This is a genomic window from Mesorhizobium sp. B2-2-4, assembly GCF_006442375.1.
Classification (GTDB): Bacteria; Pseudomonadota; Alphaproteobacteria; order Rhizobiales; family Rhizobiaceae; genus Mesorhizobium.
In genome coordinates this window covers 109,977-123,063 of the sequence record NZ_VFWB01000016.1, presented here as the reverse complement: position 1 = coordinate 123,063, position 13,087 = coordinate 109,977, and the positions used below count along the sequence as shown (strand labels likewise).

The window sequence follows — 13,087 nt, the reverse complement described above, 5'->3', positions numbered from 1 at the left end:
CCAGCCTCCATCCGCTGGCGATAAAACCGGACAACTCACGTGCTACCTAATCCGGACAACTCATCTGCTTACGACACCTCTGTCGACTTCCTCTTGGCAATGAGCCGGCCGGCTTGTATAGAGCCCGCCACTCCCAATCCAACCAGACAAGGACGACCCAATGGCGCTCGAACGCACCTTTTCCATGATCAAGCCGGACGCAACGCGGCGCAATCTCACCGGCGCTATCACCAAGATGCTGGAAGATGCCGGTCTGCGCGTCATCGCTTCGCGCCGCGTTTGGATGAGCCGCCGTGAGGCGGAAGGTTTTTACGCCGTCCACAAGGATCGTCCGTTCTTCGGCGAGCTGGTGGAATTCATGTCGTCGGCGCCGACGATCGTGCAGGTGCTGGAAGGCGAGAACGCCATTGCCAGGAACCGTGAGGTGATGGGCGCCACCAACCCGGCCAACGCCGCCGAAGGCACCATCCGTAAGGTGCATGCGCTGTCGATCGGCGAGAATTCGGTGCACGGTTCGGACGCGCCGGAAACCGCTGCGCAGGAGATCAAGTACTGGTTCTCCGACACCGAGATCGTCGGCTGAGCCGACCCTGGCATTGTGACCGAAAAAGGCCGGCGGATTGCCGGCCTTTTTCATTGAAACGGATCGATCCGGCACTGCCGTTGAACCCTTGCCCGCGCTAAAGTCGGTCAGGCACAGGGAGCCGGCGAAGCATGACCAGCACCATTCCCGGCTTCTTCCAGGGCACCGAGATGCCATCGAGCGGCTGGTGGGAGGTGCTGTGGCCCGACCCCGGTGCCGTGCTTTCGTCAACGGGACTGAAGCCGGGCATGGAGGTGGCCGACCTCTGCTGTGGCGACGGCTGGTTTACGTTGCCCATCGCCAGGGTCGCCCGCCATGTCGTCGGCATCGATATCGATACCGACCTGCTCGACGTCACCCGTCGCCGGCTCAATGAAAACGGCACGAGGAATTTCGATCTCGTAGCGGGCGATGCCTATGAACTCGCGAGCCTGATATCCCGCCCCGTCGATTTCATCTTCATGGCAAACGCCTTCCACGGCGTGCCGGACCGGCCACGGCTGGCGCGAGCCGTTAGCGAAGCGCTCGTCCCTGCCGGACGCTTTGTTGTCGTCAACTGGCATCAGCAGCCGCGTGAACAAACCACGGTGCTCGGCGAGCCCCGCGGACCGAAGACCGAATTGAGGATATCGCCGGAACAGACCATCACGGCCGTCGAGGCGGCCGGCCTCAAATTCATCGAGCTGGTCGAGGTGCCGCCCTACCACTATGGCGCCGTGTTCGAAAAAATGAGCGGCTGACCTCCGCCGACACCCGTTTCATGGCATCAGCTCGCGGCGCTGAAACGCAGGATCTCGCGGCCGTTCCCGTCGGCGATGGTCAACTTGCCGGCATCGACTTTATACGAAGCCGCCTTTGCCAGAGCCTCGAACAGCGCCTTTTCCTCCGCCATCACCTCGGGCGCGCAGGCCTTGTAGGTCGAGCCGATGTCGCTGATCGCGATCTTCAGGCCATCGAGGTTGGCGGTGGCAAAATAGCTGTTGCAGGGACCGTTGCCGCCGGCCTTGCCTGCTTCACTCACTCGGAATGTCGCTTGCGGCGCGGCGATGGCTACGCCGTCGACATAATCGAGAAGCCAAAGCTGATCGAGAACGGAAGCAGTGGGCTCGGGGCTTGGCGTCACCATCTTGAGCATGATGGTTTGCGGCGCATCGGTCAGCGGATCGACTTGATGGCGCTCATCCGAGATGAACAGGAGCCTGTCGCCGACGGTGATGCGGGCCTGCAACGCATAGGTCATCCGCCGCTGGATCTGGGACGGATCGAATTTGACCGCAAAGCTGATCGGCACCTGGCCTGCCGGCGTCAGCTTCTGTTCGCCGACGATTTTGGCGGGCGCGTCGGCCAACGAGACATCGGCAAGCTGGACCGAGAGCACGGCATTGGCGGCAAGGCGATGCGCTCGCGGTAGGTCACCTCGCCCTTCAGGGCTTTTTCGGCGGCCACGGAGAGTTCCGGCACGGCTAGTATACCGACGACCAGAGGCACGAAACCGAAGACGAAGAACTCCGCTATCCTGTCCAGCATGACCATCTCCCTTCCCCGGGCTGGCCACAGCCCAGGCTGACCAACAGCGAATTGGCCAAAGGATTGCGGTCAATGCGTGGCTGGGGCCGAATTTATTCGGACGCTGGCCTCCAGCGTCCTGCCGCCTGTTCGTCTTTCTCCTTGGCCTCGACCCAGCCGCCTTCGGAGCCGTCAGCGCGATGCTCCTTCTTCCAGAAGGGAGCGCGCGACTTCAGATAATCCATGAGGAAATTCGCCGCCTCGAACGCGGCCTGCCGATGCGCGGAGGCCGCCACCACCAGCACGATGTTCTCGCCTGGCCGGATCTTGCCATGACGGTGGATGGCGGTGATGCCCTGCAGCGGCCAGCGCTGAACCGCTTCGGCCGCGATGCGGGCGATTTCGACCTCTGCCATACCCGGATAATGCTCGAGCTCAAGGGCCGAGAGCGTCCCCTGCTCGTCACGGCACAGGCCCGAGAAGGTGACCACAGCGCCGATGTCGGCGCGGCCTTGCGTCAGTCTGGCGATTTCGGCGGCGACGTCAAAATCTCGGCGCTGAACGCGCACGACAGGTACGACCGCGCCGGCCATCTCAGCCTCCGGTCATCGGCGGAAACAGCGCGATCTCGCGCGCGCCAGATATCTTTTCGCCGTGCTCGACATGTTCCTGGTTGATGGCGACGCGGATCACGTCGGGATATTGCAGCGCATGCTCGTATTCCTCGCCGCGCGACTTCAGCCAGCGCAACAGGTCCGCGACCGTGTCGACGCCATGCGGCAATTCCACGTCTTCGTCCGGCTTGCCGATTCGCTCCCGCACCCAGGCGAAGTAGATGAGCTTCGTCATCCTATTCGTCCATGATGTGCTTGAGGCCGGCGCGGAAATAGTCATAGCCGGTGTAAAGCGTGACCAGGGCGGCGATCCACAACAGCACCAGGCCGGTCTGTGTGGTCAGCGGAAAAATCTTGTCGCCGGCCGGACCGGCGAGCAGGAAGGCGATGGCGACCATCTGGATAGTGGTCTTCCATTTGGCAAGCTGCGTCACCGGCACGGAGACCTTGAGCGCCGCCAAATATTCGCGCAGGCCCGAAACCAGGATTTCGCGGCACAGGATGATGATCGCCGCCCACAGCGACCAGCCGGCAATGCCGGCATGGCGGTCGGTGTCGGCGGCAAGCAGCAGCAGGCATGTCGCGACCAGCAGCTTGTCGGCAATGGGGTCGAGCATCTTGCCGATGTTCGAGGTCTGCTTCCAGGCGCGGGCGAAATAGCCGTCGAAATAGTCGGTGATGGACGCCAGCAGGAAAATGATCAGCGCCGACCAGCGGGCGAAGTCGCTCGACTTCAGATGCCCCTCGAGGAAAAAGCACAGCACCACCAGCGGCACCGCGATAATGCGGGCGTAGGTGAGGATGTTCGGAAGGTTGAACGCGCGCTGAGCCATATCCGGGGGAACTCTTTCTGCCTGCGTACTCAAATCAGAAGCTGATGTAGGGGGTCAACAGGCCAAAATCGATTGGCCAGCAAAAATAGGCCAATCTTGTCATCTCGCGGGCTACGCCGCGCCGCTCCTTGCTTCGCCCGGGAGCCGACGGTCGCTTTCGGGCGACATGCATCAGTTCTCGTGAAAATGGTTGTAAACCAGTCTGGCCACCTGCTCGGAAATGCCGTCGACCTTTACCAGGTCCTCGATTGCCGCGCGACCGACCGCCTTGGCGGTGCCGAAATGCATCAGCAGCGCCCGTTTGCGGCTGGGGCCGATGCCGCCGATCTCGTCGAGCGGGCTCTTGACCATCTCCTTCTTGCGGCGGGCCCGGTGCGAGCCGATGGCGAAACGGTGAACCTCGTCGCGTAGGCGCTGGACAAAATAGAGCACCGGGTCGCGTACCGGCAGCGAAAAAGAGTCCCTGCCCTTGACGAAGAAGCGCTCGCGGCCCGCGTCGCGGTCCTGGCCCTTGGCGATGCCGATGGCCACGACCCGGTCCTCGATGCCGAGATCGGCGAGGATCTTGCGCACGGCGCTCATCTGGCCTTGGCCGCCATCGATCAGGATGACGTCGGGCCAGGCAGGAAAGCCGCCTGACATGTCGCCCTCATCGCTGTCCGCCTCGCCTGCCGAGGCATCGTCGGGCGTCACATCACCATGCTCCTTGAGCAATCGTGAAAAGCGCCGCTCCATCACTTCGCGCATCATGCCGAAATCGTCGCCGGGCGTGATCTCGGTCGAGCGGATATTGAATTTCCGGTACTGGTTCTTCACAAAACCTTCCGGCCCGGCGACGACCATGGCGCCGACGGCGTTGGTGCCCATGATGTGCGAATTGTCGTAGACCTCGATGCGCACCGGCGGCTTTTCGAGCCCGAAGGTCTCGGCGAAGCCGGCGAGCAACCTGGCCTGCGTCGAGGTTTCGGCCAGCCGACGGCCGAGCGCCTCGCGGGCATTTTGCAACGCGTTGTCGGTCAGGTCCTTCTTCTCGCCGCGCTGCGGCACCGAGATCGATACTTTGCGGCCGGCGCGGGTCGAGAGCGCCTCGGCCAACAGTTCCTGGTCCTCCACGGCGTGCGACAGCAGAATGGCCCGCGGCGTCGGCTTGTCGTCATAGAACTGCGCCAGGAACGAGCCCAGCACCTCTGCGCCTTCCAGCGCCGGATCGGCCTTCGGGAAATAGGCGCGGTTGCCCCAGTTCTGGCCGGTGCGGAAGAAGAACACCTGGATGCAGACCTGGCCGCCCTCCTGATGGATTGCGAAGACATCGGCCTCGTCGACGGTCTGCGGATTGATGCCCTGGTGGCTCTGCACGTGCGAGAGTGCCGCCAGCCGGTCTCGATAGATGGCGGCGCGCTCGAAATCGAGGTCTTGCGAGGCCTGCTGCATGGCGGCCGAAATCTCGGTCTTCACCTTCTGGCTGCGGCCGGAAAGAAAATCCTTCGCCTCGGCGACCAGCTCGGCATAGTCGCTATGCGAAATCTCGCCGGTGCACGGACCGGCGCAGCGCTTGATCTGATAGAGCAGGCAAGGCCGCGTGCGGTTCTCGTAGAAGGAGTTGGTGCAACTCCTCAGGAGGAAGGCGCGCTGCAAGGAATTGATGGTGCGGCCGACCGCGCCCGCGGAAGCGAAGGGGCCGAAATAATCACCTTTGCGCGAACGCGCGCCGCGATGCTTGTAGATGCCGGGCGAGACATGGTCGCCGGTCAAGAGGATGTAGGGAAACGACTTGTCGTCGCGCATCAGCACGTTGAAACGTGGCCGCAGCCGCTTGATGAGGTTGGCCTCCAACAGCAGCGCCTCGATCTCGGTGCGGGTGACGACGAACTCCATCGTCGCGGTCTCGCGCACCATGCGGCCGATGCGGTTGGTGTGGAAGCGGCCTTGCGCGTAATTGGTGACGCGCTTCTTCAGGCTGCGAGCCTTGCCGACATAGAGCACGTCGCCATTGGCATTCATCATGCGGTAGACGCCCGGCGCATTGGGCAGCCGCTTGACCAGCGTCTGGATCACTTCGGCGCCGACCATACCGTCGGCATCGCCGGCATGCGGCGTCCAGTCGATGGCGGTGAAGGCGACGTCCGGGCCGGCCGGTTCGACGATCTCCTCCGCCGCCTCGTCCTCGACGTCGATTTCGGGAGGCAGATCGTCGGCGCCGCCACGCATCTTGTGTTTCTGCTCTGCGGGACTCATTCCGTCATGCCTGTCACATCAGGTGTGCGCCATGCAAGATGCTGGCCGCCATCAAGCGCGATCATCTGCCCGGTAACCGAGCGGGCTTCCCAGAGATAGCGGATTGTGGCGCCGAATTCCGGCAATTGCGGGCCGCGTTTCAAAATGAGACCGGCGAGTTGCGCGGCAAAGTCACTGTCGTCCTGGTGCGCGTTCTTCAAGGTCGGGCCGGGACCGATGGCATTGACGCGGATGCGCGGGCCGAGCGCCTGCGCCATCATCTGGGTTGCCGTCCACAAGGCGGACTTCGACAGCGCATAGGAGAAGTAGCGCGGCGTCGGCCGCCAGACACGTTGGTCGATCATGTTGACGATCAGCCCCTCCCGCCCGTCCGGCAGGGCCCGGGCAAAGTTCTGCGCCAACAGCGCCGGGGTCTTCACATGAATGGCGAAGTGGCGGTCCCAGCCCTGCCAGTCGAAATCAAGAACCGAATCGTCCTCGAACAGCGAAGCGTTGTTGACCAGCAGCGAGATCGGCCCGAGCGCGGCTTCGGCGCGGCCGACCAGGTCGCCGACCTCGGCCATGTCGGTCAGATCGGCGGCGACCACGGCGGCGTGGCCGCCGGCGCGGTTGATCCGCTGGGCAAGCGCATCCGCGTCATCGCGCGAGCGGTTGCAGTGAATGGCGACGGCAAAACCGTGGGCGGCGAGATCCTCGACAATCGCGCTACCGATCCGTTTTGCCCCGCCCGTCACCAGCGCCGCGGTGGCTTTGCTCATCTGTTGTCAATCCTCGGTTTCGGCGCAAAGGAGGGCGCCGGCAAATTATGGCCCGCCACCCGTTAAATGGCGTTCGCACCTGCGGCAGCATTGTGGCGAAACGGCCGGTTCGGCATCTCGAGCCGGCCCCGCAATGAGCCAGCCTCGAAACAATATAGGGGGCCGGACTCCTTGCACCAAGCCGCGTGCGGCGCGGCACGGCCCATCTGCTGACATTTCGCTGTTGCGAAGATGCAACGTCAAGTTTCTGCCTCATTCGCGCCGGGGAATGACCCAAGTTCAGGTTCGCTTCAGCCGCATTTCGACACGACATTTGGAACCGACGAACGCCAGATCCGTTTCACCCCCCGGACGGGTTGATGGGCGATCGTAAGAACAAGCCTGTGTCCTGTGGCTTAAGGAGTAACAACAATGCAAGCCAATCTCAAATTCGCACGGCCGCTGGCCGTAGCGCTCGGGCTCTTCGCCCTCGGTGGAACTGCCTATGCCGCCGATGTGGTCCAGGAAGAGCCGCCGGCACCTGCCCCGGTCGCCGAACTGCCCGTCGCGTCCTGGGCCGGCCCCTATGCCGGTCTTAATCTTGGCTATGGCTTCAGCGGCCGTACCAAGGAAAAGGATTTCGACGTTGAAACCGATACCAAGGGCTTCATCGGCAGCGTCTTCGGCGGCTATCAGTGGCAGCAGGAGAACTTCGTCTACGGCGGTGAAGCCGAACTCGGCTACAACGGCGTCAAGGGCGACGATAATGGCATCGATTCCAAGGCCGGCTTCGAAGGCTCGCTGCGTGCCCGTCTCGGCTACGCTGTGACCCCGGAAATCCTGCTCTACGGCACCGGTGGTCTCGCCGGCAGGAGCCTGAAGGTGGAGGACAGCGTCCTCGGCGCCAGCGACCGCGCCACCATGATCGGCTGGACCGCCGGTCTTGGTACCGACATCAAGCTGACCGACAATGTGTTCGGCCGCGTCGAATACCGCTACACCGACTTCGGCAGCAAGGACTTCGATGGCATTGGCAAGGTCAAGGCCACCGACAACCGCGTCACCTTCGGCGTCGGTATGAAGTTCTAAGTCGTTCAAGCCACGACACGAAGAAGCCGGGCCTCGCGCCCGGCTTTTTTATTGTCGGCCGCTCACGCGGGAACGCAGGGTTTCAGGTCCGGGAATTTCTCATCGAAGCGCGCGGCCCAGCGGACCAGCCGGTTGCGGCCTTTTTCCCATTTCCCGGCGAAACGCAGCGCCAGGTAGCCAAGGCAGGCGCGCAGCGCCATCTGGCCGGCGGTGATCTTCTTCGGCAGTTTCGGCGGATTGGCGTTGAGTAGATCGAGCGCGGCGGTGATCTTCGCCCACTGGCGATCGAGCCAGGGCTGGTAGACCATCTCCTCGGGCCGCGTGCGGCGCTCATAAACCATCGACAGCGCACAGTCGCAGATGCCGTCCGCCAACGCTTCCAGCACTTCCGCTTCCAGCCGCTTGTCGGGATTGCGCGGAAACAGCGCGCTCTTCGACATCCGGTTGAGCTGCTGGGTGATGGCTCGGCTGTCGTGGATCGAGCGGCCGTCGTCGAGCACCAGCACGGGGATCTTGCCTAGCGGATTGGCGCCGATCAGTTCGGCCGGCTTGTCTTCGGTCTTGACAGGCGCCAGGTCGACCGCGATGCCGGCATAAAGGGCCGCCATTCGTACCTTGGAACTATAGGGGGACGTGGAGGCGTAAAGCAGCTTCGGCATGATCGGGTTCCTGTTGGCAGCCCGTCACTGTTGACCGGGCGCCCTTCCCCGCGCAACAGCCAGAAGCGGAAAAACCAGCCGCCAGCAGCCGGCGACCACTCCTGCATGCCTTGGTCTCTTGTACGCCTTGATCAGGATGCGCCGCATGATGACGGCGGCAAACTCCGACAGGCCGACAAGACCAACGATCGTCCCGTCGCCGCGTGATGGCGCGGGCAACAAAAGCCCACCGGACTTCGCCCTGCGGCGAAGTCCTGGGAACTGCGAAAGATATCTGGCGTCCGCCCCTCTCGTTGCGCCCCAATGCCAGAGCAGAGGGCGCGAGGCCTCAACGGCACCTGCCCTCATTTCTGCCGACACGGTCCCCGGCGCGAAGAAACGTGACTATTTCTTCGCGGCCTTCGCCGGCGCTGCTTTCTTGGCGGCTGGCGCCGCCTTCTTCACCGGTGCCGAAGACTTCGCCGCGGCAGCCTTGGCCGGAGCCTTGGCAGGGGCTGCCTTCTTTGCAGCGGGCTTGGCCGCGGCCTTGGCAGCCGGCTTCCTGGCCGGAGCGGCTTTCTTTGCCGGAGCGGCCTTCTTGGCCGGTGCAGCCTTCTTTGCGGATGCGGCGCTGGCCTTGGCGGGCGCTGCCTTCTTCGCCGCCGGTTTCGCGGCGGCCTTGGCTGCCGGCTTCTTGGCCGGTGCCGCCTTTGCCTTCGGCGCTGCCGCCTTCGGCTTGGCAGCGGGTGCTGCTTTCTTGACTGCGGTCGTGGCTTTCGCCGCCGCCGCTTTTACAGGTGCTTTCTTTGCCGGTGCCTTGGATGCCGGCGCTTTTGATGACTGCTTAGCCATGCGATGCCCCTTGCGTTATGCCGACGACCGTTAATGGCCCGGCGTGTCATGCTTATCTGACTCGCGCCTCGCTAGCCAGCGAAGCAATGATATGATTTTCTCAGCTTAAATTTTCGTTGCGATCGACACATGATCACACTCATCATCGCAAAAATATGGCGTTATCTTCCGATATCGCCAGCAATTTGGCATCGACATTCTCGATGCGCTGCGTGGGCGCGCCTGCCATGAAGCTGCAAAGATCAGCAAGTAGCTTCACGCATTGATCTTCGGCCGCGAATATCATGAGCTTCGGCTTATAGAGAATGATCATCTTTTGCAGGCGACCGGTCCCTTCGGATTACAAGTGCAATGCGATGCGCCGATCTGGAGATCACCTTGTCAAGCCTGGCTTCATCACTGAATTGACAGATTACTCTGCATGCCAGAGTATTCTGGCAAGTGTGTTCGATGTCGTTCACAAAGGCGAATGGTTAGTACTGCCCGAGGCTGCAGAGCCATAGGGTGACAGCTCAAGGTCCGCAGCATTGGAGCCAATTGATGAGTGCCGACGACATCATCCATCAGAGTACACGGCTCAGGATCATGGCCGCCCTGAACACGCTGGAAAGACGCGAGGCGCTGGAGTTCACGCAGCTGAAGGCTATGATCGAAACCACCGACGGAAATCTCGGCGCGCATCTCGACACGCTGGCCAAAGCGGGCTACGTCGATGTTGAAAAGCTTTTCGTCGGGCGGCGGCCGCGGACACGGATCAGAGCAACGACGATCGGGCGGCGCGCTTTTCGCGGTCACGTTGCCTTTCTTCGAAAGATCATCGGTGAAGCCGAGGCGACGCGAGGCAGGAAATAGCACTGCGATTGGCAAACATTGTCGGCGCGTGCCGCGCGGCACATATTTTCGTCAGGGCCGATACCCCGAGTCGCAGAAAAGGCCCGCGGCTTAGGCCGCAGGCACCAACGAAATCGACTGGAAACCGCCCGCTAGCGCAGGATGCGGCAGCGGCCGTTGTAGACCATCCAGCGGTCGAAGCCCGAGACGCAGAATTCGACATTGTCGCCGATCGAGGCAAAGCCCTGGCCTTCCTCGATCAGGTACCAGATGGCGCGGTCGCGGCCATCTGACAGGGCGACCGTGGCGCCGCAATAGCGACGGCCGATCGGCCATTCCTCGCTGGCCGGCAAGTAGCGGTGCTGGTGGATGCGGTGGAAATCGGTGATCGCGACATCCGGCAGGTGCGGGACGTGCCGCACCTGATAGGAGAAGCGGCTGGTGATCTTGTTCAGCACCCAGGCTTCGCCGCAAATGCCGCTGTCCTCGTCAGAATAGACGGCAAGATCGGCGGCTTGCGCCGCCTGGGTGAAGCCAAGCGATGTGCCAAACGGCGTGCAGAGCGAGATCAGGGCGGCAAGGGCGGAGCGGGCGAAGCGAGTCATGGCAGCCTCTCAAGGTCGATTGCGCGCACTGTGCGGGATTCGCCGGGCGGCGGTCAAGCGATTGCATTGACAATGGTTTCCAGGGCGTGGCCGCCGGCCATCAGCCGGGGCGCGCCGCCAGCAGCAGCCCGCCGATAACGGCGATGTTGACCAGGAAGGCGGACCTCAGCGCCTGCCTTTCCGGCCCGTGATGGCGCCAGAAGGGCAGGACGAGCAGATTCGCCGCCACCGTGAACAGGATGAGCGCGCCGGCGGCATAGGGCACCGCGGCGCCGATGGCGAGGCAGAAGCCGGCCACCAAATCCAGCGGAGCGGAGCCGGGCCGGCCGCAGACCCGCTTTAACTGTTTGTCTTGGCGCATCTGTAAGGACGCCGCTCGCAGCCTGCATCCCGCTGCTACTCCCCTGTCAGCCAGTTCAGCGTCCAGTGCGCCGGCTTTTCCAAGACCAGCAATTTGTGCAGGGCCGGCAGGAGAATGCGCAATTCACCTTCCAGCGTGAAAGGCGGGTTGGCCACGACCAGGCCGCTGCCGTCGAGGCTGGGCTCTTGCGACGCGGGCCGGATTTCGAATTCGATGTCGAGCAATTTCGGAACGCCGGTTTCCTTCAGTGCCTTGCGGAAGCCAATCACCGCCTTGCGGTCCTTGATCGGATACCACAGCGCATAGATGCCGCCCGGCCAGCGCTTGTGCGCCTTCGCCAGCCCGTCGACGAGGCGGCCGAACTCGCCCTCTTCCTCGAATGGCGGATCGATCAGCACCAGTCCGCGCTTTTCCTTCGGCGGCAGGTGTGCGCCGAGCGCCAGCCAGCCGTCGAGCTCGATCACCCTTGTCTGGAAATCGCCGGCGAATTCCGTCTTCAGCTTCGCGACATCCTTCGGGTGCAGCTCGATCGCCGATAGCCGGTCCTGCTTACGCAGAAGGTGCCGCGCGACCAGCGGCGAGCCCGGATATTTTTTCAATGGACCGTCTGCGTTGCACGCACGCACCGCGTCGAGATAGGGCGCGAGCAGCATTGCGGCCTGGGCTTCGGGCGCGGCATCGACCAGCCGGCCGATGCCGCCTTGCCATTCGCCGGTCTTCTGCGCCTCGGGCGAGGACAGATCGTAGCGGCCGATGCCTGCATGAGTGTCGATGACGCGGAACGCCTTGTCCTTCTGCTTCAGATATTCAAGCAGCCGCGTCAGCACGACGTGCTTGAGGACGTCGGCAAAATTTCCGGCGTGATAGGCGTGGCGATAGTTCATGTGGAACCCCTGCCCCAACGTGGCGGCGGTGGCTGTGAATTCGGATTTTGCGGCCGGCCGCCGGCAGAACGCAAGGACAGCAGGAAGCCGATCAAGCCGATCGCCATCAGCGCGAAGCCAACCGGTCGCGCACGGCTGTCGGTCTCGCCCACACCGGAGCGCAAGACAAGATCGACCGCGCGTATCGGGATGTCGTCGGCGTCGCCGGGACCGACGGTGAAGACATAGGGGCCGGGGCCGACGGTCCGGATCACGCCAGCCTCATCGCGGAAGATCTTGTCGGGCAGTTGCGGGCTCGCCTGACGCGGATTGTCGGAATGATTGAACTGAAGCGTCGAGGCAAGCACCGTGCGGCCGCCGGAGGCGGCTGTCAGCGTCAGCACTGTGCGCTGCTGCGAAACGATGCGCTCGGCCCTCGCGGTCAAGTCGACCAGCACCCTGACCGGCGCATCGCGCGCGGCAAGCGGCACTGTGACCTGCCTGAAGCGGCCGCCCTCATAGACCCGCCAGCTGCCGATCTGGTGACCGGAGAAATTAGTCATCGCCCATGGATAGATGGCGCCGACGCCGATGCCGGCGAGCAGGATCAACAGGAACAGAAAGCGCATTCAGGGAATCACCTTGTAATCGGACGTTGCCGGACAATTAGGCTGCATTGGCGCTGTCGCGCAGGCGCTCCATTTCGTCCAATAGCATGTCGAGGCCGAGTTCGAATGTCTTGTCGAAACCGCCGGTGTCGAAATAGGTCCCGGCCGCCATGACACTGGGGAAATCCTTCGCCAGTTGCTCGTCGTCGACGGTGGTCACCGCCGACGGGCCCTTGGCGTAGCCCGCGGTCTCGTCGAGGATCGCGCCCATGAGATAATAGCTGGCGGTGCGAAACAGCCTGGCGCTGAGTTCCGGGCCGAAACCGCCAGCCTCGAACAGGCCGATGACGCCGTTCAGCATCGCAAGGCAAGGCGGCGAATTCATCCGGTAGACGACAAGGAATGGCGCAAAGGCCGGGTGCTCCCTCGCAACACGGCGAAACTCATGCATGACCATCCGAATCCTGTCGCGCCACGGCATGCTGTCGTCGGGGATAACCATCCCGCTGACCTGGCGATCGACCAACGCCTCATAGAGGTGCGCTTGCGAGGGGAAGTGATGATAAATGCTCATCGCCTCGCAGCCGAGCACGGCGGCGAGCTTGCGCATCGAAAAACCGGAAAGGCCCTCCTTCTCGATCACCTCGAAAGCGGCATCCTCGATCATCTCGCGGGACAGCCGTCCGCGTGCTCGCTTTTTTTTGATCGATGAGTCCATGGCCGCGCTTGACA

Annotated in this window: 19 protein-coding genes; 4 read left to right on the top strand and 15 right to left on the bottom strand. The window is 63.0% G+C overall.

The window, feature by feature from the left end; all coding sequences use genetic code 11:
* The first annotated feature begins 160 nt into the window (after positions 1–160).
* Together ndk and FJ959_RS29265 are read left to right on the top strand one after the other, a co-directional pair.
* The gene (gene ndk, locus FJ959_RS29270; RefSeq protein ID WP_010915217.1) at positions 161–583 is read left to right on the top strand and encodes a nucleoside-diphosphate kinase; all 423 of its coding nucleotides are present in this window, start codon (positions 161–163) and stop codon (positions 581–583) included.
* Positions 584–714: 131 nt separating this feature from the next.
* Positions 715–1,323, top strand: coding sequence for a class I SAM-dependent methyltransferase (locus tag FJ959_RS29265; protein ID WP_140520628.1), 609 nt, complete (start codon positions 715–717; stop codon positions 1,321–1,323).
* Between the two features lie 26 nt (positions 1,324–1,349).
* Here the strand turns inward: FJ959_RS29265 and FJ959_RS29260 are convergent, their stop codons facing one another.
* From FJ959_RS29260 to FJ959_RS29235, 7 genes are all read right to left on the bottom strand, one after another.
* Positions 1,350–1,931 carry an META domain-containing protein gene (locus FJ959_RS29260; RefSeq protein ID WP_246678909.1) on the bottom strand — a complete coding sequence of 194 codons (582 nt, stop codon included), beginning with the start codon at positions 1,929–1,931 and terminating at the stop codon, positions 1,350–1,352.
* Positions 1,889–2,110 (bottom strand): hypothetical protein, encoded by a 222-nt coding sequence (locus FJ959_RS32435; protein WP_246680839.1) that lies wholly within the window; start codon positions 2,108–2,110, stop codon positions 1,889–1,891. The genes FJ959_RS29260 and FJ959_RS32435 overlap by 43 nt, the downstream gene beginning before the upstream one ends.
* Positions 2,111–2,202: 92 nt before the next feature.
* Positions 2,203–2,682: a molybdenum cofactor biosynthesis protein MoaE gene (locus FJ959_RS29255; protein WP_140633455.1), complete on the bottom strand. Its 480-nt coding sequence runs from the start codon at positions 2,680–2,682 to the stop codon at positions 2,203–2,205.
* Between the two features lies 1 nt (position 2,683).
* Positions 2,684–2,938 carry a molybdopterin converting factor subunit 1 gene (gene moaD / locus FJ959_RS29250; RefSeq protein ID WP_140633452.1) on the bottom strand — a complete coding sequence of 85 codons (255 nt, stop codon included), beginning with the start codon at positions 2,936–2,938 and terminating at the stop codon, positions 2,684–2,686.
* A gap of 1 nt (position 2,939) precedes the next feature.
* Positions 2,940–3,536, bottom strand: a complete 597-nt coding sequence (gene pgsA / locus FJ959_RS29245) for a CDP-diacylglycerol--glycerol-3-phosphate 3-phosphatidyltransferase (RefSeq protein ID WP_140494400.1) — start codon at positions 3,534–3,536, stop codon at positions 2,940–2,942.
* Between the two features lie 171 nt (positions 3,537–3,707).
* Positions 3,708–5,771: an excinuclease ABC subunit UvrC gene (uvrC, locus tag FJ959_RS29240; protein ID WP_140633449.1), complete on the bottom strand. Its 2,064-nt coding sequence runs from the start codon at positions 5,769–5,771 to the stop codon at positions 3,708–3,710.
* A complete protein-coding gene (locus FJ959_RS29235; RefSeq protein WP_140517862.1) occupies positions 5,768–6,529 on the bottom strand; it encodes an SDR family oxidoreductase in 762 nt (253 codons plus the stop codon). Before FJ959_RS29235 ends, uvrC begins: the two co-directional genes overlap by 4 nt.
* A gap of 411 nt (positions 6,530–6,940) precedes the next feature.
* Here FJ959_RS29235 and FJ959_RS29230 point away from each other — a divergent pair, with 411 nt between their 5' ends.
* Positions 6,941–7,597 carry an outer membrane protein gene (locus FJ959_RS29230; protein ID WP_140494406.1) on the top strand — a complete coding sequence of 219 codons (657 nt, stop codon included), beginning with the start codon at positions 6,941–6,943 and terminating at the stop codon, positions 7,595–7,597.
* Between the two features lie 62 nt (positions 7,598–7,659).
* On the opposite strand, the gene FJ959_RS29225 is transcribed toward FJ959_RS29230, so the two are convergent.
* The 3 genes from FJ959_RS29225 to FJ959_RS31940 form a co-directional block, all read right to left on the bottom strand.
* On the bottom strand, positions 7,660–8,256 hold the full coding sequence (locus FJ959_RS29225; protein WP_140494408.1) for a glutathione S-transferase family protein: 597 nt from the start codon (positions 8,254–8,256) through the stop codon (positions 7,660–7,662).
* Between the two features lie 384 nt (positions 8,257–8,640).
* Positions 8,641–9,087 (bottom strand): histone, encoded by a 447-nt coding sequence (locus tag FJ959_RS32005; RefSeq protein WP_140624565.1) that lies wholly within the window; start codon positions 9,085–9,087, stop codon positions 8,641–8,643.
* Positions 9,088–9,229: 142 nt separating this feature from the next.
* Positions 9,230–9,400 (bottom strand): hypothetical protein, encoded by a 171-nt coding sequence (locus tag FJ959_RS31940; RefSeq protein ID WP_181165133.1) that lies wholly within the window; start codon positions 9,398–9,400, stop codon positions 9,230–9,232.
* 227 nt (positions 9,401–9,627) lie between these two features.
* On the opposite strand from FJ959_RS31940, the gene FJ959_RS29215 reads away from it, so the two are divergent.
* Positions 9,628–9,939 (top strand): transcriptional regulator, encoded by a 312-nt coding sequence (locus tag FJ959_RS29215; RefSeq protein ID WP_140633446.1) that lies wholly within the window; start codon positions 9,628–9,630, stop codon positions 9,937–9,939.
* A gap of 131 nt (positions 9,940–10,070) precedes the next feature.
* Here FJ959_RS29215 and FJ959_RS29210 read toward each other — a convergent pair whose 3' ends face one another.
* The 5 genes from FJ959_RS29210 to FJ959_RS29190 all read right to left on the bottom strand — a co-directional run bounded on the left by FJ959_RS29210 (position 10,071) and on the right by FJ959_RS29190 (position 13,073).
* Complete coding sequence (locus FJ959_RS29210; RefSeq protein ID WP_140494414.1) at positions 10,071–10,523, bottom strand: hypothetical protein; 453 nt, start codon at positions 10,521–10,523, stop codon at positions 10,071–10,073.
* A gap of 100 nt (positions 10,524–10,623) precedes the next feature.
* Positions 10,624–10,884 (bottom strand): hypothetical protein, encoded by a 261-nt coding sequence (locus FJ959_RS29205; RefSeq protein ID WP_181171801.1) that lies wholly within the window; start codon positions 10,882–10,884, stop codon positions 10,624–10,626.
* A 35-nt stretch (positions 10,885–10,919) separates the two neighbouring features.
* Positions 10,920–11,768, bottom strand: a complete 849-nt coding sequence (locus FJ959_RS29200) for a 23S rRNA (adenine(2030)-N(6))-methyltransferase RlmJ (protein WP_140633443.1) — start codon at positions 11,766–11,768, stop codon at positions 10,920–10,922.
* Positions 11,765–12,376, bottom strand: a complete 612-nt coding sequence (locus FJ959_RS29195) for a hypothetical protein (RefSeq protein ID WP_140555734.1) — start codon at positions 12,374–12,376, stop codon at positions 11,765–11,767. The genes FJ959_RS29200 and FJ959_RS29195 overlap by 4 nt, the downstream gene beginning before the upstream one ends.
* A gap of 37 nt (positions 12,377–12,413) precedes the next feature.
* Positions 12,414–13,073 carry a TetR/AcrR family transcriptional regulator gene (locus tag FJ959_RS29190; protein ID WP_140633440.1) on the bottom strand — a complete coding sequence of 220 codons (660 nt, stop codon included), beginning with the start codon at positions 13,071–13,073 and terminating at the stop codon, positions 12,414–12,416.
* Positions 13,074–13,087 lie beyond the last annotated feature (14 nt).

Coding starts and splice junctions, on each gene's coding strand:
- ndk (WP_010915217.1), top strand. CDS start 161: ATGGCGCTCGAACGCACCTTTTCCATGATCAAGCCGGACGCAACGCGG.
- FJ959_RS29265 (WP_140520628.1), top strand. CDS start 715: ATGACCAGCACCATTCCCGGCTTCTTCCAGGGCACCGAGATGCCATCG.
- FJ959_RS32435 (WP_246680839.1), bottom strand. CDS start 2,110: ATGCTGGACAGGATAGCGGAGTTCTTCGTCTTCGGTTTCGTGCCTCTG.
- FJ959_RS29255 (WP_140633455.1), bottom strand. CDS start 2,682: ATGGCCGGCGCGGTCGTACCTGTCGTGCGCGTTCAGCGCCGAGATTTT.
- moaD (WP_140633452.1), bottom strand. CDS start 2,938: ATGACGAAGCTCATCTACTTCGCCTGGGTGCGGGAGCGAATCGGCAAG.
- pgsA (WP_140494400.1), bottom strand. CDS start 3,536: ATGGCTCAGCGCGCGTTCAACCTTCCGAACATCCTCACCTACGCCCGC.
- uvrC (WP_140633449.1), bottom strand. CDS start 5,771: ATGAGTCCCGCAGAGCAGAAACACAAGATGCGTGGCGGCGCCGACGAT.
- FJ959_RS29235 (WP_140517862.1), bottom strand. CDS start 6,529: ATGAGCAAAGCCACCGCGGCGCTGGTGACGGGCGGGGCAAAACGGATC.
- FJ959_RS29230 (WP_140494406.1), top strand. CDS start 6,941: ATGCAAGCCAATCTCAAATTCGCACGGCCGCTGGCCGTAGCGCTCGGG.
- FJ959_RS29225 (WP_140494408.1), bottom strand. CDS start 8,256: ATGCCGAAGCTGCTTTACGCCTCCACGTCCCCCTATAGTTCCAAGGTA.
- FJ959_RS32005 (WP_140624565.1), bottom strand. CDS start 9,087: ATGGCTAAGCAGTCATCAAAAGCGCCGGCATCCAAGGCACCGGCAAAG.
- FJ959_RS31940 (WP_181165133.1), bottom strand. CDS start 9,400: ATGATCATTCTCTATAAGCCGAAGCTCATGATATTCGCGGCCGAAGAT.
- FJ959_RS29215 (WP_140633446.1), top strand. CDS start 9,628: ATGAGTGCCGACGACATCATCCATCAGAGTACACGGCTCAGGATCATG.
- FJ959_RS29210 (WP_140494414.1), bottom strand. CDS start 10,523: ATGACTCGCTTCGCCCGCTCCGCCCTTGCCGCCCTGATCTCGCTCTGC.
- FJ959_RS29205 (WP_181171801.1), bottom strand. CDS start 10,884: ATGCGCCAAGACAAACAGTTAAAGCGGGTCTGCGGCCGGCCCGGCTCC.
- FJ959_RS29200 (WP_140633443.1), bottom strand. CDS start 11,768: ATGAACTATCGCCACGCCTATCACGCCGGAAATTTTGCCGACGTCCTC.
- FJ959_RS29195 (WP_140555734.1), bottom strand. CDS start 12,376: ATGCGCTTTCTGTTCCTGTTGATCCTGCTCGCCGGCATCGGCGTCGGC.
- FJ959_RS29190 (WP_140633440.1), bottom strand. CDS start 13,073: ATGGACTCATCGATCAAAAAAAAGCGAGCACGCGGACGGCTGTCCCGC.